The sequence below is a fragment of the Duganella violaceipulchra genome, assembly GCF_019166075.1.
Lineage (GTDB): Bacteria > Pseudomonadota > Gammaproteobacteria > Burkholderiales > Burkholderiaceae_D > Rugamonas > Rugamonas violaceipulchra.
In genome coordinates this window covers 490,992-513,178 of the sequence record NZ_JAHTGR010000001.1, presented here as the reverse complement: position 1 = coordinate 513,178, position 22,187 = coordinate 490,992, and the positions used below count along the sequence as shown (strand labels likewise).

Below are 22,187 nucleotides of genomic sequence, written 5' to 3'. Positions count from 1 at the left end.
CTTATTCCTCGTCGTTTAGGAGGGAGTGGGATTTGGTGGTGGGCGCCTTCGGTTTGGCGCCTGTGTGTTCGATCAGTTCCGCGGCGGTCAGCGGCGGGAAAAAAAGCTCGCCCTGGCAGCTGTCGCAGCCCAGCGCGCGCAGCACGTCGAGCTGTTCGTTTTGGTCGACGCCCATCGCCACGACCCGCATGGCCAGCGCGCGCGCCAGGTGGATGACCGCGGCGACGATGTCGGTTCCGCCTTCGTCGTTGCCGATCGCGTGGATGAATGTGCGGTCTATCTTCAGCGCGTTCAGCTGCCAGCGTTTGCAGGCCGCCAGTGAGGAGCGCGCGCTGCCAAAGTCGTCCAGCGCCGCGCGCACGCCGCCGGACTGCAATTGCAGCAGCAACTGGGTCAGCGGTTCGACCCGGCCTTGCAGCAGCTTTTCGTTCAGTTCCACGCCGATGCTGCCCGGCGCCAGATGCTGCTTGCGTATTGCCGGCAGCAGTGTTTGCAGCAAGTCGGTGTTCAACTGCGGCGTGGCCAGGTTGATCCAGATGCACAGTGGCGCCGCGTCACGGGGACGGGCGCCGGCCGCGGCGACCCGCTGCCACAGGGCAGCCTGCGCGCAGGCCTGCACGATCACCCAGGCGTCGACGCGATCGAGCAGTCCACGGTCCTGCACGTGCGGCAGGAATTGCGCCGCTTCCAGCAGGCCCTTGTCCGGATGCCGCCAGTGCAGCTGGGCCTCGGCGCCGATGGTGCGACCGCTGGCGATGTCGACCTGCGGCTGGTAGCGCAGCTCCAGCTGGCCGGCGGCCAGCCCCTTGTGCAGCTCCAGCGTCCATAGTCCGCGTTCGCGCTCGCGCACGTTGAGCTCTTCGTGGAAGAACTGCACCGGCCCCGCGTCATTCTGCTTGGCGTGGTACATGGCGGTGTCGGCGTTCTTCATCAGCGCCTGCGCATTGTTGCCGTCCTGCGGATAGATGGCGATGCCGATGCTGGCCGCCGTCTTCAAGCGGTGGCCGGCGATGTCGAAGGGCAGGGCGCAGGCCAGTTCGATCTTGCGCGCCACGCGCGCGGCGTTGGCCGCCGCCGCCCGGCCTTCGATCAGCACCACGAACTCGTCGCCGCCCAGCCGCGCCACCACGTCGGCCACGCGCATCGCCGCTGTCAGCCGCGCCGAGACCTGGCGCAGCAGTTCGTCGCCCGCTTCGTGGCCGTAGCTGTCGTTGATATGCTTGAATTTATCGAGGTCGAGGAACAGCAGCGCGAAGCCGGTGCCGCTGCGGTCCGAGGTGGCCACCGCGTGTTCCAGTTGCTGGATCAGTGCGCGGCGGTTGACCAGGTTGGTCAGCGCGTCGCGGGTGGACAGCTCGTGGGCGCGCAACTCGGCCTGCTTGCGGTCCTTGATTTCCTGTTCCAGCTCGGCGTTGATGCGCTCCAGGTCTTGCAGGCGCTGCACGCGGAGGTCCTGGTTCAGGCGCGCCAGCTGCTCGCTCTTCTTGCGCAGCTGGATATTCTTCTTGGTCAGCTCGACGAACACCGCCACCTTCGCTTGCAGGATCTGCGGTATCACCGGCGTGAACAGGTAATCGGCCGCGCCTTTTTGATAGGCCTTGAGGCGGTTCATCTCGTCCGCATAGTGCGCGGTGATGAAGATGATCGGCACGCCCGCCGAGCGCGGGTGCGAGTGGATGGCTTCGGCCGTCTCGAAGCCATCCATGCCGGGCATGCTGACGTCGAGCAGGATCACGGCGAATTCGTGCAGCAGCACCTGGCGCAGGGCCTCCTTGCCGGAGCCTGCCGTCAACACCTCATACACATGCTGGTCGGCGGCCTCGGACAGCAGGCTTTCCAGCGCATACAGGCTCGCCGGATCGTCATTTACGAGGAGGACTTTTGGGATAGGCACGGCTGGCTGAACGGTTGAGGTGTCGGGCGGTCGCTCTGTGTCTGGAAGGTGAAAGATACTCTTGTATGTCCGGGAGTCAAGCAAAATTGCGCTTCACCATACGATGGTTAAAACGGCATTTTATCAATATGACAATCGCCATGCAGGAATTTTTTACCAGCAAAAATATTATCGTAGTTCAATACTTTGCCGCGCACGATTGCGGCCCCGCTGGCTGACCCAGATCGGCGCGCTCCACAGCATCTTTCCATCGTCCTGTGTCACCCTGGCGTAATAAAAGTGCTCGCCGGCGGCCGGCTTGACGACGCTGCGGGCCTTGGTGCCCAACGCGGCGACCGTGCCGTTGCGTCCGGGTATGCCGTGGAAGATGGCGACGGCGACGGCGCCATGCCCGCTGGTGCTGGCATAGCTTGCTTGCAGCGTCAGCTTGCCGCGATTGACGAAGCGTGCGCCCATCAGGTGGCCGTTGGCGGTCAGGATCAATCTGGCGTTCTTGTCCATCGTGGCAAATACGCGACGCTCGCGCAGCGCGGCCAGCAGGGCGGCGCCGTCCAGCGGCGCGCCGGGCGGCACCAGCACCCCGGTGCGGTTGCTGTAGGACGCGCCCCAGTTGGCGCAATGATTGTCCTGGTCGCTGCTGAAGGCGACGTGGTAGCCGGCCTCCAGCAGCTTGTTGCAGGCCGCTTCATAGTTGCTCAGGTGGGTTTCCGTTTCGTCGCTGCTGGTCGAGAAGGCGCCGCTGTTCATTACCTCGCACAACACCATGGCCTGGTCGCCGTCGGCGTTCCAGGCCAGCGGCTTGCCCAGGATGGCGAACTGGTCGTCCTGCGGATGATTGAACTGGCCCAGCCAGCCGCGTTCGCGCATCAATCTGTACAAAGAGGCGTAGTCGCCTTTTGGACTTTCTGTATCGGCGATCAGTTCGCCGAGGGCGTTGCGTTCCCAGCCCAGCAGTTCTTCGCTGTTGAGGATGTTGAGGTGGCCGCCGTGGTTGATGACGCCCCATTCCTGGCCGTAGAGGGCGACAAAGCCCGGATGCGCCTGGTTCCACGCGGCCGCCGCTTGCAGCCCGCTCCGGTACAGCGCCTTGGCGGCGGCCGGATCGGCGGCGGCGTTGGTGCCGTCCGAACCGTCATACATATGGTTGTGTTCGGACGTCATCAGGAAATCCAGGCCGTGCTGGAGGGCATAGGCATAGGCGTCCGCAGGGCCGAGCGCGGCGCTTTGCGGCGCCTGCGCGCCGGTGCAATGGTCCAGTGCGCCACCGCCGTCGCTGTGCTTGGTCTGGCTGTGCAGGTTGCCGAGGTAGACGGCGTAAGGCAAGGCGTCGACCGCCGTCGGCGCCAGCAGGGACGCCGCCGGCGTTGGGCTTTTTCCCACCATCACGCTCCAGGCTTGCTCGACGGCGGGACTTGCGCCCGCGCTGGCGCGCAAGCGCAGCTGGTAGATGCCGTGGCGCAGCGTAGTCGGCGCGCGCCAGCGGAGCGTCACGTCGTGGACGGGCTCGGCCATGGGATGCGCGCCGCGCCAGCTGCGCACCGTGCGGCCGTCCGGCGCCAGCAGGGCCAGGCGCCAGCGCAGGGTGTCGCCCGGCTGCGGGTCGGGCGAGGAAAAATGCAGCGCCAGCGTGCGATCGCCGTGGGCGTCGGCGTGGAAGGGCGCCTCCAGCCACGCTTCGAATTCGTGGTGGTCAACAGTCGTCGCACGACTGGCCGTCGATATACAAAGGATGCATGTGAAAAATACCGCTATCATGAATGGTGCGCGCATGATGAGTCTCCCGCAATGCCGGCAAATTGCCAACCTCATCGTTTAGAGCGCGCCTTACTGCATATGGTTCCCTTGAAATTCATGTGAAAAATTGGTGAATTCTCTCCAATTGTTTCACTGGTTCCCGGGCGGCATTAATAGTATGCTGCTGTGATGCAAAATTTTCCGCGAATTTATAGACTTAAAGTGATGGCGAATGCTCAAATCGGGTAACGCGAAGGAAGCGGTCCGCAGTCCCCGCCTGTTGTTCTGGCTGGCAGGTGGCGCGTTGGCGCTGGCCGTCGGCGCGGCCCTGTACGGCACTGCCGCCAAGACCGTCGACGACGATGCCAACCAGCGTTTCGAGAACCTGGCGCGCAGCACGCAGTACGGTATTTCGGCCCGCATCAAATCGTATTCCGATCTGACGCGCGGCCTGGTGGCGCTGTTCCAGACCAGCGATGATTTGTCACGCCTGCAATTTCACGAGTACGTGGCCAGCCTGGAGATTCCCCGTCACTTCCCTGCCATCGAGGCGGTGACCTGGGCGCCGCTGATCCCGGACGCGCAGCGCGACGCCTTCGTCGCCCGCGTGCGCGTGGACCGCAGCATGTCGCCACAGGGTTATCCGGAGTTCGACATCAAGCCGCCGGGCCGGCGGCCGCATTACGCGGTGCTGACCTACCTGGAGCCGACGTCGATGATGGGCGAGAAGATGGGCGTCGACGTGGTCGCCAATCCGCTGGTCGACAAGCTGGTGGCGGCCTCGCGCGACAGCGGCCAGGTCAGCGCCTCCGGCCAGCCCATCGTGGTCCAGCATCCGACGCCGCATTTCGGTCTGGGCATCCGCTTGCCGGTCTATCGCCGCAATATGCCGGTGGCCGATGTGACGGGACGCCGCGCCGCCTATCTGGGCTCGGTCGGCATAGGCTTCAGCGTGCCCAAGCTGGTGCAGGGCGCCATCGACGAAATGACGGTGCGCCAGGTGCACCTGATGCTGTATGCCGACGGCAGCAAGGAAATCGAACAGCGCCGCCTGGTGATCGAAAAGACCGACCGCTTGCTGTTCAATGACAATGGCTCGATGCAGGCGATGCCCATTCCGGTAGCGCAGCGTAGAGAGTATTTCGAGTCGGTGCTGCCGATCGATTTCAACGGTAGCCTGTGGAAGGCGCAGTTCCAGGTCAGGAAATCCGAGCTGTTGACGCGCTTCGACCTGTACTTCCCGTGGGTCGCCGGCCTGACCGGTTTCGCCGGCACCATGCTGCTGTACAGCTACTTCTTCGTGCTGTACACCTCGCGCCGGCGCGCGCTGAAGCAGGGCGTGCTGCTCGACACGGTGCTCAACAACGTCGACGCCCACGTCTACATGAAGGACCAGAAGCGCCGCTACATCTACGTCAATGCCAAGATGGCCGACTCGATGGGATTGCCGGTGGAGCAGATCGTCGGCAAACTCGATCGCGAACTGATGCCGACCGCCGTCGCCGACGCCGCGTGGGCGCAGGAACGGCCGGTGTTCGCCGATAACGTCAAGCGTTCCGGCGAGACCCAGTACGTGGGCCGCGACGGCGTGGTGCAGCACCTGTGGACCGTCAAGGTGCCGGTCGAGATAGACCGCGCCGTCACGGCCGTCATTGGCCTGTCGACCGACGTCACCGAGCTGCATCAGCTGAAGGAGGAAGCCGACACCGCCAACCAGGCCAAGAGCGATTTCCTGTCCAATATGAGCCACGAGATCCGCACGCCGATGAACAGTATCATCGGCATGGCCCACCTGGCGTTGAAATCGGTCACGCATCCGAAGCAGCGCGACTACCTGCAAAAAATCTACCATTCGGGTCAGCACCTGCTGGGCATCATCAACGACATCCTGGACTTCTCCAAGATCGAAGCGGGCAAGATGGACCTGGAGGTGCTGGACTTCGCGCTCGATTCGCTGCTGTCCAATATGTCCAGCCAGCTGGGCGAGAGCGCCGCGGCCAAGGGGCTGGAGCTGGTGTACGAGATCTGGCCGGGACTGTCGCAGCAGCTGCGCGGCGATCCGCTGCGGCTGGAGCAGGTGCTGCTGAACTTCACCAGCAACGCCATCAAGTTCTCGGAAAATGGCAAAGTCTATGTGCGGGCGCGGCCGCTGGAGGAGCGCGACGGCCATATCCTGGTGCGCTTCGAAGTGGAGGACCACGGCATCGGCATGTCGCCGGACCAGCTGGAGCAGCTGTTCCAGTCCTTCCACCAGGCCGATACCTCGACCACGCGCCGCTACGGCGGCACCGGACTGGGACTGGTCATCAGCAAGCAGCTGGCGGAACTGATGGGCGGCGGCGTCGGCGTCGACAGCCACCCCGGCGCCGGCAGCACCTTCTGGTTCACGGCGCGGCTGGCCAAGGGCGTCAGCATGCTGCAGCCAAGCGACGAATCGGTGCAGCCGGATGTGCTGGACAGCATACGCGGCGCCTCCATCCTGCTGGTCGAGGACAATATCTTCAGCCAGCAGGTGGGCCAGGAGCTGCTGGAGGACGCCGGCGCTACCGTCTGCGTGGCCAACAACGGCAAGGAGGCGATCGACCTGCTGCTCAAGGAGCGCTTCGATTGCGTGCTGATGGACGTGCAGATGCCGGTGATGGACGGCTACGAGACCACGCGCCTGATCCGCGCCCATCCAAAATTGTCGGCCACGCTGATCATCGCGATGACCGCCAACGCCGGCCGCGACGACCAGGAACGCTGCCTCGGCGCGGGCATGGACGAATTTGTCACCAAGCCGATCGCGCCCAACCTGCTGTTCAATATGCTGTCCAAGTGGATGAGCCAACGGGCGCGCACGGCCAGTTTCGCGCGGCCGTTGGCGCCGCCGCCGCCGTCGTACTTCACCATGGCCGATGGCGCGGCCGCGCCGCTGCAAGGGCAGCTGCGCGCGATGGCGCCAGGCGTGGAGCAGCCTGCGGCGCGGATTGAAGCGGCTGCGCCGTCGGTGCCGGCTTCAGTGCCGGTTGAAGCGGAGCTGCTCGATGTCGCCGCGCTGGCCCAGACTTTCGGCGGCAAGGCCGACAAGATGCGCAAGTACGCCATGTTGTTCCTGGACTCGGCCCGCGAGGGCATGCGCGAGGTCGACGCGGCACTGGCGCAGGAGGACCTGGCGCATTTGTCCGAATTGGGACATCGCATCAAATCCTCGGCCCGCGCGGTGGGCGCGATGCGCTTCGGGAACCTGTGCCTGGCGCTGGAAAACGTGCGTCATGATGCCGATTGCGCCAACGCCCGCCAACTGGTGCAAAAACTGCATGCCATGCTGGCATTGCTGAACGAGCGCATGGAACAGGAACTGCTGGCCTACGATCCCGGCTAGAGCGATAATACGGGCTCTATTCCAACGAAGAGCCCTATGCATTCGAGCATCACCCCCGGCCTGCTGATTTTGCACGGTAATCAAATGGAGCAGCTGCGCGCGGCGGTGTTCCAGTGGCTGCGCAATCATCCGCTGGGGGCGCTCGAATCGGAAACCATCCTGGTGCAGTCGAACGGCGTGGCCGAATGGCTGAAGATCGCACTGGCCGAGGAAATGCGGGTCTGCGCGGCCACCCGGGTGGCGCTGCCGGCGCGCTTTTTGTGGGAAACCTATCGCGGCATGCTGGGGCGCGAGCGCGTGCCGGTGCGCTCAGCCTTCGACAAAGGGCCGCTGACCTGGCGGCTGATGCGCCTCCTGCCTACCTTGCTGGCCGATCCCGTGTTCACGCCGCTGCGCCACTTCCTGGCCGACGGCGAGGCGGAACGCCGGCTGCAACTGGCCGAACGCCTGGCCGACTTGTTCGATCAATACCAGGTTTATCGCGCCGACTGGCTGGACGACTGGGCCCAGGGCCGCGACCAGCTGCAGGTTATGGCCAATTCCGCCCGCAACGAAGCGCATCCTCTGCCGGAAGACCAGCGCTGGCAAGGCCAGTTGTGGCGCGCGGTGATCGCCGACGTCGAACCGCATGAGCGGGAGCTGGGCCGCGCCACGGTCCACACGGAATTCGTGCGCGCCAGCGCTGCCGGCGAGGAACCGCTGGGCCGCCTGCCGCGCCGCATCGTGATCTTCGGCGTCTCGGCGCTGCCGTATCAAAGCTTGCAGGCGCTCGCTTCGTTGTCGCGCTACACGCAGGTGCTGCTGGCGGTGCCCAATCCATGCCAGTTTTATTGGGGCGACATCATCGAAGGCCGCGAGCTGCTGCGCACCGCGCACCGCCGCCAGCAACTGCGCAACGGCCAGGACCTGGGCGCGATTCCGCTGGAAGAGCTGCATGCGCACAGCCATCCGCTGTTGGCCAGCTGGGGGCGGCAGGGCCGCGATTTCATCCGCATGCTGGACGAATTCGACGAAGCCTCGGCCGCCGCCGCGGCAGAAAATGATGACGTCGCGCCGCTGCGCATCGATCTGTTCAGCGATGGCGAGGGAGATACCTTGCTGTCGCAGGTGCAGGCGGCCATCCGCGACCTGCTGCCGCTGTCCGAACATCCGCAGATACCGCCGCCGGACGACGACCGCTCCATCGAGTTCCACGTCACCCACAGCGTGCAGCGTGAAGTGGAAGTGCTACACGACCAATTGCTGGCCATGTTCGCCGATGGCAGCGGCCTGCGTCCACGTGATGTGGTGGTGATGGTGCCGGACATCGACACCTTCACCGCCGCCATTCACGCGGTGTTCGCGCAGCACCGCCGCAGCGATCCGCGCTATATCCCGTTTGAAATCGGCGACGTCAATGATCGCAGCGTCAATCCGCTGCTGGTGGCGCTGGAATGGCTGCTGCGATTGCCGCAGCAGCGCTGCCGCCAGAGCGAGGTGCGCGACTTGCTGGACGTGCCGGCGCTGGCCGCGCGCTTCGGCTTGAAAGAGGACGACCTGCCGACGCTGGGCCTGTGGATCGAAGGCGCCGGCGTGCGCTGGGGGCTGGATACCGAACACCGTGCCGGCCTGGGTCTTGGCGCGGCGGGCGAGCAGAATTCCTGGCTGTTCGGCGTGCGCCGCATGCTGCTCGGCTACGCCAGTGGCGGCGATGTCGCCTTTGCCGGCATCGAGGCGTATGGCGAAGTGGGCGGCCTGGATGCGGCGCTGGCCGGTTCGCTGGCGCAGATGGTCGAGGCGCTGCTGCATTGGCGCGCCGTGCTGGCGCAATCGCACCCGCCGGCCGAGTGGGGCGTGCAGGCGCGCGCCCTGCTGGCGGCCTTCTTCAAAGCGGGCGAGGAGGGCGACCGCCTGACGCTGGCGCATCTGGACGATGCGCTCAACAACTGGCTGGAGACCTGCGAGGGCGCGCAGTACGACGAAGCGGTGCCGCTGGCCGTGCTGCGCGAGGCGTGGCTGGGCCTACTCGACGAGCCGACGCTGAACCACCAATTCGTCTCCGGCGGCGTGACCTTCTGCACGCTGATGCCGATGCGCGCGGTGCCGTTCCGCGTGGTGTGCCTGCTGGGCATGAACGACGGCGACTTCCCGCGCCGCGCGCCCAAGGCCGACTTCGACCTCTTGGCGCAGCCGGGCATGGCCCGTCCGGGCGACCGCTCGCGCCGCGACGATGACCGCTACCTGATGCTGGAAGCGCTGCTGGCCGCGCGCGACAAGCTGTACATTAGCTGGGTCGGACGCAATGTGCGCGACAACAGCGAGCAGCCGCCGTCGGTGCTGGTGTCGCAGCTGCGCGATTACCTGGTCAACGGCTGGCAACTGGAGGAAGACCACCTGCATGCGCGCACCACGGAGCACGCCTTGCAGCCGTTCAGCCGCCGCTATTTCGAGGACGGCGGCCTGCTGACCTACGCGCGCGAATGGCGCGAAGCGCACGGCGAGGAGGCCGGCGAAGCCGCCGCCGCCGAGCTGCCGCCCTACGAGATCGACCACAAGTACCGCCTAAAGCTGTCGACGCTGACCAATTTCATGCGCCAGCCGGTGCGCTTCTTCTTCCGCCAGCGCCTGGGCGTGATGTTCGGCGACGCCGCGCTGGTGGGCGAGGACGAGGAACCGTTTTCGCTGAACGCGCTGGAACGCTATCTGCTCGAAGACACGATGCTGGACGACGGCGCCGAGGCGGAAGAAATCTACCAGGTCCACGACAAGATGACCGAACGCGCCGAACGCCTGGCGCGCGAAGGCGTGCTGCCGATAGGTTTGATCGGCCAGCAGTACCAGCATCAACTGGTACAGGCGCTGGTGCCGGTGCGCTGCGCCTGGCTGACGCTGCGCGAAGGCTACCCGCTGGCGGCGTCCAAGGTGGCGTTGAGCCTCCAGCTGGCCGGCGTGCAGGTCGACGACTGGATCGACCAGCTGCGCAGCAACGGCAACGAGACCGTGTGGCTGGCGCAGATGTCGTCCAAGGTCACGGACAAGCAGGGCAAGCCGCGCGGCGACAAATTGATCGCCATGTGGCTGCGCCAGCTGGCGGTGTCGGCGGCCGGTATGCAGGTCGAGGGCTTCCTGGTGGCGCGCGACGCCATCGTCGCCATGAAGCCGCTGGCGCAGGCCGACGCGCTGGAAGCCTTGCGGGAACTGGTCTGCCTGTGGCGCGACGGCATGAACCGCCCCTTGCCGACGGCATGCAAGACGGCATTGGCGCTGGCGCAGGAGGGCGATCCGCGCGGCGTGTACGACGGCGGTTTCGAGATCTCCGGCGAGAACGACGACCTGTGCCTGGCCCGATTGTGGCCGGACTTTGCGGCGCTCAGCGCCGAACCGGATTTTGCCGATGTCTCGCAAGCGCTCTACGGACCGCTGGCGGACTGGCTGGAACACTCCATTACGATAGACGCCATTGATGCCCAAGACGGCCAGGACGCAGCATGAGCAGCACCGCTAATTCGCTAGACCCCTTGAGCTTCCCGCTGCACGGCTCGCGCCTGATCGAGGCCAGCGCCGGCACCGGCAAGACCTGGACCATCGCCGCGCTGTACGTGCGGCTGGTGCTGGGCCACGGCGGCGACAACGCCTATGGCCGGCCCTTGCTGCCGGCCGATATCCTGGTGATGACCTTCACCCGCGCGGCCACGCGCGAGCTGTCGAACCGCGTGCGCGAACGGCTGGTGGAAGCGGCGGCTTACTTCCGTGGCTATTCGGCGATGGGCCTGGGCGCAGGCAGCGGCGTGGTGCGCGACGATTACCTGGACGCCATCCTCGAGTCCTACCCCAGCCACAGCGAGCAGCAGCAAGCCGCGCACCGCCTGATGCTGGCGGCGGAAACGATGGACGAGGCGGCGATTTTCACCATCGACGCCTGGTGCCAGCGCATGCTGCGCGAACACGCCTTCGACAGCGGCAGCCTGTTTGACGAGGAACTGGTCAGCGACGAACAGGCCCTGTTCGAGGACGCCGCGCACGACTATTGGCGGCAGCAGGTCTATCCGCTCAACGCCGTGTCGCTGGATGCGCTGCTGTCGTGCTGGGGCGACGTGGGCGCGTTGAAGAAGTCGATACGGGAGCTGGTCAAGCGCGCCGACATCATCGGCGACGGCGCGCGCATCGAATCGCTGGGTGAGCTGATCGCCACCGTCCAGCGCGAGCAGCAGGCGCAGTTGGCCGGCTTGAAGGCCGGTTGGACCGATCGCGCCAACCGCATGGAACAATGGATCGCCACCGAACGCGTGCTGTCGCCCAAGTGCTTCAACGGTAACAAGATGCGCGCCGATTCGCTGGTGGCCTGGTTCAACGGCCTGCGCGCCTGGGCCGAGGATGCCGCCATGGTCATGCCCGACATCTCGGACACCGCCTGGAAGCGCCTGACGCCGCACGGCCTCGAAGACGCTTTTTCGAAAGGCTACACTGCCTCGATCCCCGACGATTTCGACGCCATCGAACCGCTGAAGAAGGCGTTGGACGATATCGAACCCTTGTCGCACGCGCTGTACCGCCACGCGGCCGGTGCGGTGGCCAAGCGCATGGACGAATTGAAGAAGCGCAGCCGCCAGTTCGGCTTCGCCGACATGCTGGACCGCCTGAACGCGGCGCTGCAAGGCGAGAACGCCGCCGCGCTGCGCAAGCGCATCACCGACCAGTACCCGGTGGCGATGGTCGATGAATTCCAGGATACGGCGCCCAACCAGTACCAGATTTTCAACCTGCTGTACCGCGTGGCGGACAACGATGCCGAGACAGGCCTGTTCCTGATCGGTGATCCGAAGCAGTCGATCTACGGCTTCCGTGGCGCCGACATCCACAGCTACCTGTCCGCGCGCCTGGCCACCACCGGCCGCCATTACCAGCTGGGTACCAACTACCGCTCGACCAAGCCGGTGGTGGATGCGGTCAACCACCTGTTCATGGTCGCCGAGGGCCAGCCTGCGGAAGGCGGCTTCGGACGCGGCGCCTTCCGCTTCCGCGATCCCGGCACGCGCGTGAATCCCTTGCCGTTCGAGGCGGTCGGCGCCCAGGGGCGCGGCGAGCGCATGGTCAACACCGCTGGTGACGTGCCGGCGCTGGTCATCGCATGCAGCGCCGCGCAGGACTTGAAAGCGGACAGCTATCGCGAATTCTTCGCCTGGCACTGCGCCGAACATATCGTCGCGCAGCTCAACGACGAGCGCGCGGGCTTTGCAGGTCCGAAAGGCTTTGTGCGCCTGCAACCGGCAGACATTGCGGTGCTGGTGCGCGACCGCAAGGAGGCAGCGGCCATACGCCGCGCGCTGCAGCGGCGCCAGGTCGCCAGCGTGTATTTGTCGGACAAGGACTCCGTCACCGACAGCGCGGAAGCGGCCGACGTGCTGCGCTGGCTGTCGGCCGTCGCCAGCCCACTGGACGGCGGCCTGGCGCGCGCCGCCTTCGCCACCCGTACCACCGGCCTGCCGCTGGCGGAACTGGCGCTGCTGTCGTCGGACGAACTGGCGTGGGAAGCGCGCGTCGAGCAATTGAAGGCGCTGCACATCGTATGGCAGCGGCAGGGCGTGCTGGCGATGCTGCGCCGCTTCATCCACGAGCTGAAACTGCCGGCGGCCTTGCTCCAGCAGCCGGGCGGCGAGCGACGCCTGACCAATCTGCTGCATCTGGCGGAGCTGCTGCAATCGGCCAGTCGCCAACTGGACGGCGAACAGGCGTTGATACGCTGGCTCGCCGAGCAGATCGAAGGCGGCGAGGGCGCCGGCGACGAGCGCGTGCTGCGCCTGGAAAGCGATGCGGAGCTGGTCAAGGTCGTCACGGTCCACAAATCGAAGGGCCTGGAGTATCCGCTGGTGTACCTGCCATTCGCCGTCACGGCGCGCAAGGTGGAGCGGCGCAACCGCAGCTTCTTCGAGTTCAGCGACGAGGATGGCGTGCGCCAGATCGACATGGCGCTGACTGACACCGCGATGGAACTGGTCGAACGCGCGCGCCTGCAGGAGGACTTGCGCCTGCTGTACGTGGCGCTGACGCGGGCGCGCCACTTCCTGTGGCTGGGCGTGACGGCGCTGGCCGCGCGCAAGGCGGGCGACAACACGCTGCATGAATCGGCGCTGGGCTATCTGCTTACCGGCGGCGAAGCGCTGCCGTCGGACCTGATGATGGAACGCTGGGGCCACGCCTGCAAAGGCTGCGACGGCATCAGCATCGAAACGCTGGAGATGGCGATGCAGCAGTTCACGCGCCTGAGCCGCATCGAACAACGCCCGCCGTTGCTGGAGCCGCAGCTTTACACCGGCCGCTTTGAACGCGATTGGTCGGTGGGCAGTTTCAGTTCGCTGGCGCGGCGCACCGGCCCGACCGGCACCATCGGCAGCGGCGCATTGTCTTTGCCGGTGCCGCGCGACGGTTTGCAGGAGAACCTGCTGGAAGGCGCCGGCATGCCGTCGATCGCGCTGTCGAACCGCGTGGAAGACGCGCCGTGGCATCGCTTTCCGCGCGGCTCGGTGCCGGGTAACTTCCTGCACGAGCAGCTGGAGTGGATGGGGCAGGAGGGCTTTGCCGTCGTCGATCACGAGCACTTCGAGTCGCGCATGACGCGGCGGGTGGAGCGCGCCGGCTGGGGCAATCGTCTGGAGGATACGCTGGCGTGGCTGCGCGAGATCGCCGGCACCAGCCTGCCGTATCTTGGTGCGCCGCTGAGCGCCATCGCCGCGCCGCTGCCGGAGATGGAGTTCTGGTTCCCCAGCGAGCGCCTGAGCACCGGTGCGCTCGACAGCCTGTGCGCGACGCATCTGCTGGGCGGCGTGGCGCGGCCGGCGTTGCCGGAGCGTCAGCTGCACGGCATGCTGAAAGGCTTTGCCGACCTGGTATTCGAGCACGAAGGCCGGTTCTGGGTGCTGGACTACAAATCCAACGCACTGGGCGCGGGCGACGCCGCCTATCACCAGCCGGCGCTGGTGGCGGCGATGGCCGAGCATCGCTACGACATCCAGGGCGCGATCTACATGCTGGCTTTGCACCGGCTGCTGCAAAGCCGTCTGGGTGGGCAGTACGATCCGGCCGAGCACCTGGGCGGCGCGATTTTCCTGTTCCTGCGCGGCATTGCGAATCAGCAAACGCGCGGTTGTTACCTGATAGAACCCGATCCGGAGCTGCTGGATGGGCTGGATCGGTTGCTGGATGAGTCCGGCGTCACGCAAGCAGAGGCACCGCATGAGTATTGAAACGTCCGCCGCCCTGTTCGAACAAGTCGACGCCTTGACCGAATACGGCCAGCTGCGCCGTTTGAGTGGGGCGTTTGCGCGCTTTATCGCGTCGGTTGGCGCCAGTTCGCCGCAATTGATGGCGGTTTGCGTGCTGTTGTCTGAGCTGGAAGGGCGCGGCCACAGCTGTTTGATGCTCGACGAGCTGCAGGGCGATCTGTCCGGCCAGCTGGGCTGGACCGGCGACGAATGGCGCGCGCTGCGTGACGCGGCCGGCGCCTGGCCCAGGAGCGCTGACGCCTGGCGCACGCTGCTGGCGGGCTGCGACCAGGTGATGCCGGTGGGCGGCAAGGATCTCCAGCAACCGCTGGTGCTGGACGGCGAGCGCCTCTACCTGCGCCGTTATTGGCGCGATGAAACTCTGGTGGCCGAAGCCGTGCGCGGCCGCGCGCTGGGCGGCCTGATCGCCCTCGACGCCGAGACCAGCACCGCCGATGTGCGACACTGGCTGGATATCCTGTTCCCGCACGCCCCGCGCGGCGGCGTTACCGACTGGCAGAAAATCGCCTGCGCGGTGGCCATGCGTGGCAAGCTGGGCATCATCACCGGCGGGCCCGGCACGGGCAAAACTTACACTGTGGCACGATTGCTGGCCTTGCTGTTCGCCACCGCCGGCGACCGGCAGTCCGGCCTGCGAGTGGCGTTGGCGGCGCCGACCGGCAAGGCGGCGGCCCGCCTCAAGCAATCGATCGATACCGCGCTGGATGATTTGGCGGAAAAAGTAGGGTCGGCGCTGCCGCTGCGCGAGTTGGCGGCGCGCATGGGCCCGGCGCGTACTCTGCACAGCCTGCTTGGCGCCCGGCCGGATACCCGTGTCTTCCAGCACAATGCCGGTAATCAACTGGAAGTCGACGTGCTGATTGTTGATGAGGCGTCAATGATTCATCTGGAAATGATGTCCGCGCTGCTGGCTGCATTGCCCAAGGCGGCGACCTTGATCTTGCTTGGCGACAAGGATCAACTGGCCTCGGTGGAGGCGGGCGCGGTGCTTGGCGACCTGTGCCACAACGCGGAGGCGGGTGGATATGAGTCGGAAACCTTGTCATACGTGCAAGCAAGCAGCGGCCAGCAGATCCCCGACAACTTCGCCGGCGACGGTGGACCTATTGCTCAGCAGACAGTGATGTTGCGTGAAAGTCGGCGTTTCGGCGGCCCGATCGGCGCGCTGGCGCTGGCTGTGAACGCCGGAAATGCTGCCGCATCGCTACAAGTTTTGCGTGACAGTACTGAGGGAAAGGTGGCCTGGATTGATCCTGCCCAGACTTCCGATCTGTTGCAACTGGCGTTGAGTGGCCGCGCCGGCGCCGCCGGCGGCTACCAGGCTTACTTGAAAATGATCAAAAATGGGGCGGCGGAGGGCGATGAGATCGTACATCTTGCGTGGGTGAAATCCGTGCTGACCAGCTTTGAAACCTTCCGGATTCTGTGCGCGGTGCGCGAGGGCGAGTGGGGTGTTGCGGGATTGAATGATGTCATCGAGCAAAGGTTGCAGTCGGCCGGATTGCTGCGGCGTAGCGGCGAATGGTATGTCGGCCGGCCGGTCATGGTCACGCGCAACGATTACGGGACCGGCGTTTTCAATGGCGATATCGGCCTGACTTTGCCCGATCCGGCACGTCCTGGGGCGCTGCGCGTCTACTTCTCGGAAGGTGACAATGTGCGCAGTGTTCTTGCTACACGGCTACGCAATGTCGAGACGGCGTTTGCCATGACGGTGCATAAATCACAAGGTTCCGAATTCCAGCATACGGTGTTGGTGTTGCCCAAAGACAGCGGCGGCATGCTGGCGCGCGAGCTGATTTACACCGGCATCACGCGCGCGCGCGACTACTTCACGTTACTCACGCCGAACGGCCAGGTGCTGCTCGACGCCATCGCCCAGCGCACCCAGCGCGCCAGCGGCCTGCGCACGCTGCTCGGCAACTAGCCCCTCGGTACGATGCCTGTTCAAGGCGTCGTCATAGCTAAATCAAGCTAATAATTAGCTTATAAACACCAGAATCTGGCTTGCGAAGAACAAAAAAACCGGACCCTTGGGTCCGGTTGTTGCTGCGGCAGGCTGAAAAGATCAGGCTGCGCGGCGGTGGCGCTTGGCCGATTTGGCCGCCTTCTTGTGGCGGCTGACCGAAACCTTCATGACTTTTGGTTCTCCATCCGGGCCGGCAACGAAGCGGCGGATGTTGAATGCATCCATCAAACGGGCCGAGTTGGCCTTGGCATTGAGCAACACCAAGGTGGCATTCTTGCCGGCCGACTTGAAGCGCATGATCAGGCAGCGGCCGGCTTCTTCGGTGTAGCCGGTCTTCGACAGGCCGACGTCCCAACCCTTGGCACCGACTAGTCGGTTGGTGTTGTGGTACTCCACCTGGCGACCCTTGATGGTGATCACATCCTTGGTGTCGGTGGTGATGCGGCGGATGTCCGGATAGGCCGAGGCGGCGGTTGCCATCTTGACCAGGTCGGTCGCGGTCGAACGGTTATTTGGTGACAGACCGGTCGGTTCCTCGATTACGGTCTGGGTCAGGCCCAGCGCCTTGATCTTGGCGTTGACCGCCAGTTTGAACGCGGCGGGGCCGCCTGGATAGGTGCGGGCGAGCGACGCGGCGGCACGGTTGTCAGACGACATCAGGGCCAGTTGCAGCGCGTCGCGGCGGGCCAGTTCGGCGCCGACCGGGACCCGCGAGGTGCTGTGCTTGAGCATGTCCACGTCGGTCTTATCGATGCTGATGGGTGCATCCATGTCCGGCTTGGAGTCGAGCACCACCATCGCGGTCATCAGCTTGGTCAGCGAAGCGATCGGGACCTGAACGTTGGAATTTTTTTCGAGCAGCACTTTGCCGGTGCCGTCTTCGACGACCAGCACCGACTGCGAGCCGAGCGGTACCGCGAGCGCAGCCGCGGTAAACGAACTCAGCAATACAGCAACAATTTTCTTGAGCATGTTAGGTATTCTTGGGAGAGAGGAGTGTATCGGGCGTCAGAAGTTGACGCAGCGCAAAACTAGTCTAGCTATGCGGCAATATTTCCTGAGGATAGAAGATAACATTAAAGTGGTTTCTCGTCTATTGAATGTAACTCCACGATTCCATTTATTTTCAACGGGGGTCAAGTCTGACATTCGGACACGAACTCTGCCGTAACATCGGTTACGGCAGAGTTCGTGTCCGAATGTCAGACTTGACCCCCCATGGAAAAAAGCCCTGAGACGGGATCGCTCAGGGCTTTCTTGGTCGCTGACGGCCGCGGCGGCGGCCGGGCTTAGTTGCTGCTGATCTTGGCGATCGAGACTTCGGTGGATTTGACGAGGGCGATGACTTCGCTGCCGACTTTCAAATCCAGGTCGTGGATCGAGCGCGAGGTGATCACCGAGGTGACGATGCCGTGCTGGGTCTCCACATCGACTTCCGAAACGACCGGCCCAAAGATGATTTCCTTGATCTTGCCGCGGAACTGGTTACGTACGTTAATTTCAGAAATGGCCATCGTGCTTCCTTTGTGTGGTTGGTTACTACACTTCCAGATTACGGCCAGCCCGGCCATTTGCAAACGAATCGATCCGTATATCCTTATTTGGTCTGGTAGATCTTGTCGAATTCGCCGCCGTCGTCAAAATGCTTCTTCTGCGCCGATTTCCAGCCGCCGAAGACGTCATCTACCGTGAACAGCGTGATTTGACGGAAGTTGGCATTGTACTTCCTGAATGCCGCCTCGGAACGCGGGCGGAAATAGTGCCTGGCGATGATGTCCTGCGCCTGCTCTGTGTACAGGAAGCTCAGGTAGCCAGTGGCCTGCTTGCGCAGGCCACGACGGTCAACCACCTTGTCAACCACCGCCACCGGCGATTCGGCCAGGATGGAGATCGACGGATATACGACCTCGAAGTTGCTACCGAACTCGGCGCGCACGAGGTTCACTTCGTTCTCGAACGTCACCAGTACATCGCCGATTTCACGCTGGGTGAAGGTGGTGGTGGCGCCGCGGCCGCCTGCGTCCAGCACCGGCACGTTCTTGAAGATCTTGCCCACCAGCTCGCGCGCCTGCGCTTCGCTGCCGCCTTTTTTCAGCACCGAACCCCAGGCCGCCAGGTAGGTGTAGCGGCCATTGCCGGCGGTTTTGGGATTGGGAATGACCACTTTCACGCCTGGCTTGGCCAGATCGCCCCAGTCTTTGATCTGCTGCGGGTTGCCCTTGCGGACCAGGAACACCATGGTCGAATAGAAGGGCGCGGCGTTGTGCGGGAACTTCTTGGCCCAATCCGGCGCGACCAGGCCCTTGTCGGCCAGCATGTCGATGTCGTTCGCCTGGTTCATGGTGACGACCGCCGCTTCCATGCCGTCGGCCACCGAACGGGCTTGCTTGGACGAGCCGCCGTGCGATTGGTTGACGTTGATGGTTTCGCCGGTGTTCTTCTTCCAGTCGGCAGCGAAGACGGGGTTGATGTCCTTGAACAGTTCGCGCGCGACGTCGTAGGACGCATTCAGCAGCACCGTGTCAGCCGCGTTCGCCTGCAATGGCAGGCCCAGCATGACGGCGGAGGCCGCCAGGAAGGATGAGATCAGCACGCGGCGAGCAGGATTTTTGGTGGTCATAATGAGCTTTCGTAATAACAGGCGCCCATGGTGTAAAATTTCGCCCGGAAAAGATACGAATTTTTCGTAATATGCTTAGTAGGATGTTTGCCACGAGGTTTTCAGTAGAAACCGCATAACGATTTTTGAAAACATTCGTGGGCAAAAACAGGGCCAACCACTAGGCTGTGGGAGTCAATCGGGCGTGCCCGCAACGGCTTTTGCTGCTTGGTGTATAGTGGGTTTCAGGCACTGAAGAAGGCGCGCGGGATAACGGCGTAGCGCTTCATTTTTGCTATCGGGAATATTTGTGAGCGTACATGAGTCTTGAAATTCGGAGTCTTGAAATTCGTATTGCTGCTTCGACAGATGCGGATGCGGCATGCACCGTGTTGCGCCGTTCGATCACGGAATGCTGCGACCTGGATCATAAAAACGATCCCGCCATCCTTGACGCCTGGCTGGGCAACAAAACGCCGCAAATGGTGGCCAACTGGTTCAGTTCGCCGACGAATTTTTCGCTGGTCGCGTTGAGCGAAGGCGTGGTCGTCGGCGTCGCGCTGCTGACCGGCGCCGGCAAGCTGGCCTTGTGCTATCTGTTGCCGGAGGCGCGCCGCCAAGGCGTCGGCAAGGCGCTGCTGGCGCGCATGGAGGAGCAGGCGTGCAGCTGGGGCGTGAAGGCGCTGCAATTGCACAGCACCGCCACCGGCCAGGATTTCTTCGCCCGTCGCGGCTACGTGGATGCCGGCAAGGTGCGCTCGCCGTATGGCGTGGAGACCGTATTCTTTTGGAAGCAGCTGGACGCCGGCGCCGAAGCGCCGGACGGCAGCAAGCGCAAGCGTTTCTGCAACTGCAATCCGCTGTAATTCAACTCAGCAGCAAATCTCCAACTCCCATTCCTGGCGCCGCACCGGCGCCGCTCCCACTTCCAGTCCGTTGACAAACAGCTTCAGCTCGCCCGGCGCGAAGCGGGCCCAGGCTTCGTTCGAGGTCAGCGGCTGGGTGGCGATCACGGCGATACGGTCGTCCAGATGGTTATGCTTGCTGAAGTCGATGCTGAGGTCGCAATCGATCAGCTGCGCCACCGAGAACGGGTATTCGCGCACCACCACGTGCAGGTCGGTGCTGCAATGGGCGAACAGCAGCTCGCCGTTGGACAGGATGAAGTTGAAGCTGCCGTGGTCGGCGATTTCGCCGGCCAGCGTTTCCAGCGCGCCGAACAGCACATGACGCGGCGGCCGCGTTTCAAAGCGCAGCGCCAGGCCGGACAGCAGGTGGCAGAAGGCGCGCTCGCTGTCGGTGTCGCCGTGCGGCGAATACAGGCTGGGATTCGGATCGAACAGTTTCAGGTCGCCGTTGTGCGCGAACGACCAGGTCTGGCCCCATAGTTCGCGCGTGAACGGATGGCTGTTCTCCAGCGAGATCCGGCCCTGCGTGGCCTTGCGGATGTGGGCGATCACGTTCCTGGCCTTGATCGGATGGTTGCGGATCTGCGCCGCCAGCGGCGAGTGGGTAGAGGCCAGCGCATCGGTGTAGAGCTGGCAGCCGCTGGCCGTATGCAGGGCGATGCCCCAGCCGTCGCGGTGTTCTCTGCCGCGCAGGGCGAAGCCGGCGAAGGAGAAGTCGACGGTTGCAGGCTTGCTGCTGCTCATGGCGAGTAATTGGCACATGGTGTTCTGGCGAAAAGTGGCGATGACCCACGATAGCGGCCGCATCCGCCAGGCGGAACGAATGTTTTGGCATATCCATAGCTGAAAGCATTCGTTCTGCTTTGCCGCGCGCGGCCCTACGCTGTCGGTATTGTCCGCATCAGTCGAGGAGTCCCATGTCATTTCCCATCCTGCAAAAATACCTGGCGCGTTTATCCGACGCGACCGGCGCCGCTTCCAGCATCTGGCTCGATCACGAGGGCAGGGCGCAGGGACGTTTTTTCAATTGCACCATGAGCAGCGCGTTCCAGCCTATCCGGCAACTGGAATCGGGGCAGGTGCAGGCGTATGAAGGCCTGGCGCGCAGCGTGTCGGCACAGGACCAGGGCCTGTCGCTGTGGAAGCTGCTCGACCATGCCGCCAGCGACGATGAGTCGATCGAGCTCGATCGCTTGTGCCGCATGCTGCATGCGATTAATTTCTTCCGCCAGGCCGGCGATGGCGGGCAGGACTTGTATCTGAACGTGCATGATCGTTTGCTGAGCGCGGTCAGCAGCAATCACGGCCACGCCTTCCGCCGCATCCTCGACGCGCTGGAACTGCCGCTGGAACGCGTGGTGCTGCAATTGCCGGCGGCCTCGCCGCAACAAGGCTGGCTGCTGAATTATGTGTCCGACAACTACCGGCGCAACGGTTTCCGCTTCGCCGTCAACGTGCCGAGCGCGCGCGAGGCCTTGCACGTGCTGGATCGCTTGCGTCCCGATGCGCTCAAGCTCGACGCGCGCGAACTACATGACAGCGTATCGCTGCTGGCTCTGCTGAGGCGCAGCGCGGCGGCCGGCGTGGCGGTGGTGTTCAAGCGCTTGGAATCGACACAGGCGTTGGCGGTGCTGCGTCAATTGGGCGAGGCTGCGAATATTCCATTGCTGGCGCAAGGCTATCTGCTGGACGAGCCCCGTTCCGGCTTGCTGCTGACCGAGCAGGAGGCGGCCGCTGCATGATCTGTTTCATGAGCCAGTTTGGCTGCACCATGCGGTATTCTTGAGCCATTTTAAATTTAGATGTCGCGATGTCGATGATAGACAGAATGAATTTGTTTTTTCACCGGTGGCTGCTTAAATGGAATCTCCTAACCGGGGAAAGAACATCATGAAAACACTATGCTTAGCCATTGTATTGGGCGGGCTGGCCTTGTCGCCGGCATTGCAAGCGCAGCCGTCCGAGGATACCGTCAGCGTGCCGGTCTCAGCGCGCCAACTCCGCATCGAATTGCCGGACGCTTATTCCAAAATGTGGCCGCAGGATTACCGCGAGCTGATGGCCAATTACTCGCTGTCGAATGGGCAAACGCTTTCCATCCTCGGCCGCGGCACGAATATGTACGCGGTGATTGATAGCGGCCCGTTGCACAAGATCGTCTCCACCAGCCGCAATAATTATGTGGCGCTGGACCGGCAGCTGAAAATGGAAATCGTGCTGCATGACGATGAGAATGTAAGCGGTTCGGTGACGATGGTGGTGCCGTCGCAGAGCCTGTCTGACGGCCGTTTCGTGCCCGAGCAGGTCGTCTTGCTGGCGTTCCGTTAGCAGCAAACGGTGCCCGGTTTTTTGGGGGAATCGGGCCTGTTTCCTTTTTCATTTCCCTCTGCATACGCTATAGTGTCCCTATTGGTTTTCACGGGTAGGCTATGGCAACGCGCAGAAATTTTTTACAGCAGG

The 22,187-nt window shown here is 63.9% G+C and carries 13 protein-coding genes; 7 read left to right on the top strand and 6 right to left on the bottom strand.

The features are described 5' to 3' along the window. Position 1: 1 nt before the first annotated feature. Both KVP70_RS02165 and KVP70_RS02160 read right to left on the bottom strand, forming a co-directional pair. A complete protein-coding gene (locus KVP70_RS02165) occupies positions 2-1,894 on the bottom strand; it encodes a putative bifunctional diguanylate cyclase/phosphodiesterase (protein ID WP_217940347.1) in 1,893 nt (630 codons plus the stop codon). 168 nt (positions 1,895-2,062) lie between these two features. Continuing rightward, the gene (locus KVP70_RS02160) at positions 2,063-3,664 is read right to left on the bottom strand and encodes a CehA/McbA family metallohydrolase (protein WP_229224524.1); all 1,602 of its coding nucleotides are present in this window, start codon (positions 3,662-3,664) and stop codon (positions 2,063-2,065) included. A 196-nt stretch (positions 3,665-3,860) separates the two neighbouring features. Here KVP70_RS02160 and KVP70_RS02155 point away from each other — a divergent pair, with 196 nt between their 5' ends. The 4 genes from KVP70_RS02155 to recD are packed head-to-tail and all read left to right on the top strand — an operon-like array spanning position 3,861 to position 16,178. Then, the gene (locus KVP70_RS02155; protein ID WP_217940346.1) at positions 3,861-6,992 is read left to right on the top strand and encodes a CHASE domain-containing hybrid sensor histidine kinase/response regulator family protein; all 3,132 of its coding nucleotides are present in this window, start codon (positions 3,861-3,863) and stop codon (positions 6,990-6,992) included. Positions 6,993-7,028: 36 nt separating this feature from the next. Continuing rightward, positions 7,029-10,463, top strand: coding sequence for an exodeoxyribonuclease V subunit gamma (recC, locus tag KVP70_RS02150; protein ID WP_217940345.1), 3,435 nt, complete (start codon positions 7,029-7,031; stop codon positions 10,461-10,463). Next, entirely contained in the window at positions 10,460-14,212 is a 3,753-nt protein-coding gene (gene recB / locus KVP70_RS02145; RefSeq protein ID WP_217940344.1) for an exodeoxyribonuclease V subunit beta, read from the top strand. Before recC ends, recB begins: the two co-directional genes overlap by 4 nt. Further along, positions 14,148-16,178, top strand: coding sequence for an exodeoxyribonuclease V subunit alpha (recD, locus tag KVP70_RS02140; RefSeq protein WP_307730250.1), 2,031 nt, complete (start codon positions 14,148-14,150; stop codon positions 16,176-16,178). The genes recB and recD overlap by 65 nt, the downstream gene beginning before the upstream one ends. Before the next feature lie 141 nt (positions 16,179-16,319). On the opposite strand, the gene KVP70_RS02135 is transcribed toward recD, so the two are convergent. The 3 genes from KVP70_RS02135 to KVP70_RS02125 all read right to left on the bottom strand — a co-directional run bounded on the left by KVP70_RS02135 (position 16,320) and on the right by KVP70_RS02125 (position 18,840). After that, a complete protein-coding gene (locus KVP70_RS02135; RefSeq protein WP_217940343.1) occupies positions 16,320-17,192 on the bottom strand; it encodes a serine hydrolase in 873 nt (290 codons plus the stop codon). A gap of 317 nt (positions 17,193-17,509) precedes the next feature. Beyond that, entirely contained in the window at positions 17,510-17,734 is a 225-nt protein-coding gene (locus tag KVP70_RS02130) for a TOBE domain-containing protein (protein ID WP_008449515.1), read from the bottom strand. An 83-nt stretch (positions 17,735-17,817) separates the two neighbouring features. Continuing rightward, positions 17,818-18,840: a sulfate ABC transporter substrate-binding protein gene (locus tag KVP70_RS02125; RefSeq protein WP_217940342.1), complete on the bottom strand. Its 1,023-nt coding sequence runs from the start codon at positions 18,838-18,840 to the stop codon at positions 17,818-17,820. Positions 18,841-19,211: 371 nt separating this feature from the next. Here KVP70_RS02125 and KVP70_RS02120 point away from each other — a divergent pair, with 371 nt between their 5' ends. Beyond that, the gene (locus KVP70_RS02120; RefSeq protein ID WP_229224560.1) at positions 19,212-19,685 is read left to right on the top strand and encodes a GNAT family N-acetyltransferase; all 474 of its coding nucleotides are present in this window, start codon (positions 19,212-19,214) and stop codon (positions 19,683-19,685) included. 6 nt (positions 19,686-19,691) lie between these two features. Here KVP70_RS02120 and KVP70_RS02115 read toward each other — a convergent pair whose 3' ends face one another. Continuing rightward, entirely contained in the window at positions 19,692-20,489 is a 798-nt protein-coding gene (locus KVP70_RS02115) for a class II glutamine amidotransferase (protein WP_217940340.1), read from the bottom strand. Positions 20,490-20,644: 155 nt separating this feature from the next. On the opposite strand from KVP70_RS02115, the gene KVP70_RS02110 reads away from it, so the two are divergent. Together KVP70_RS02110 and KVP70_RS02105 are read left to right on the top strand one after the other, a co-directional pair. Then, positions 20,645-21,469 (top strand): EAL domain-containing protein, encoded by an 825-nt coding sequence (locus KVP70_RS02110; protein ID WP_217940339.1) that lies wholly within the window; start codon positions 20,645-20,647, stop codon positions 21,467-21,469. Between the two features lie 118 nt (positions 21,470-21,587). Further along, positions 21,588-22,055, top strand: coding sequence for a hypothetical protein (locus tag KVP70_RS02105; RefSeq protein ID WP_217940338.1), 468 nt, complete (start codon positions 21,588-21,590; stop codon positions 22,053-22,055). Positions 22,056-22,187 lie beyond the last annotated feature (132 nt).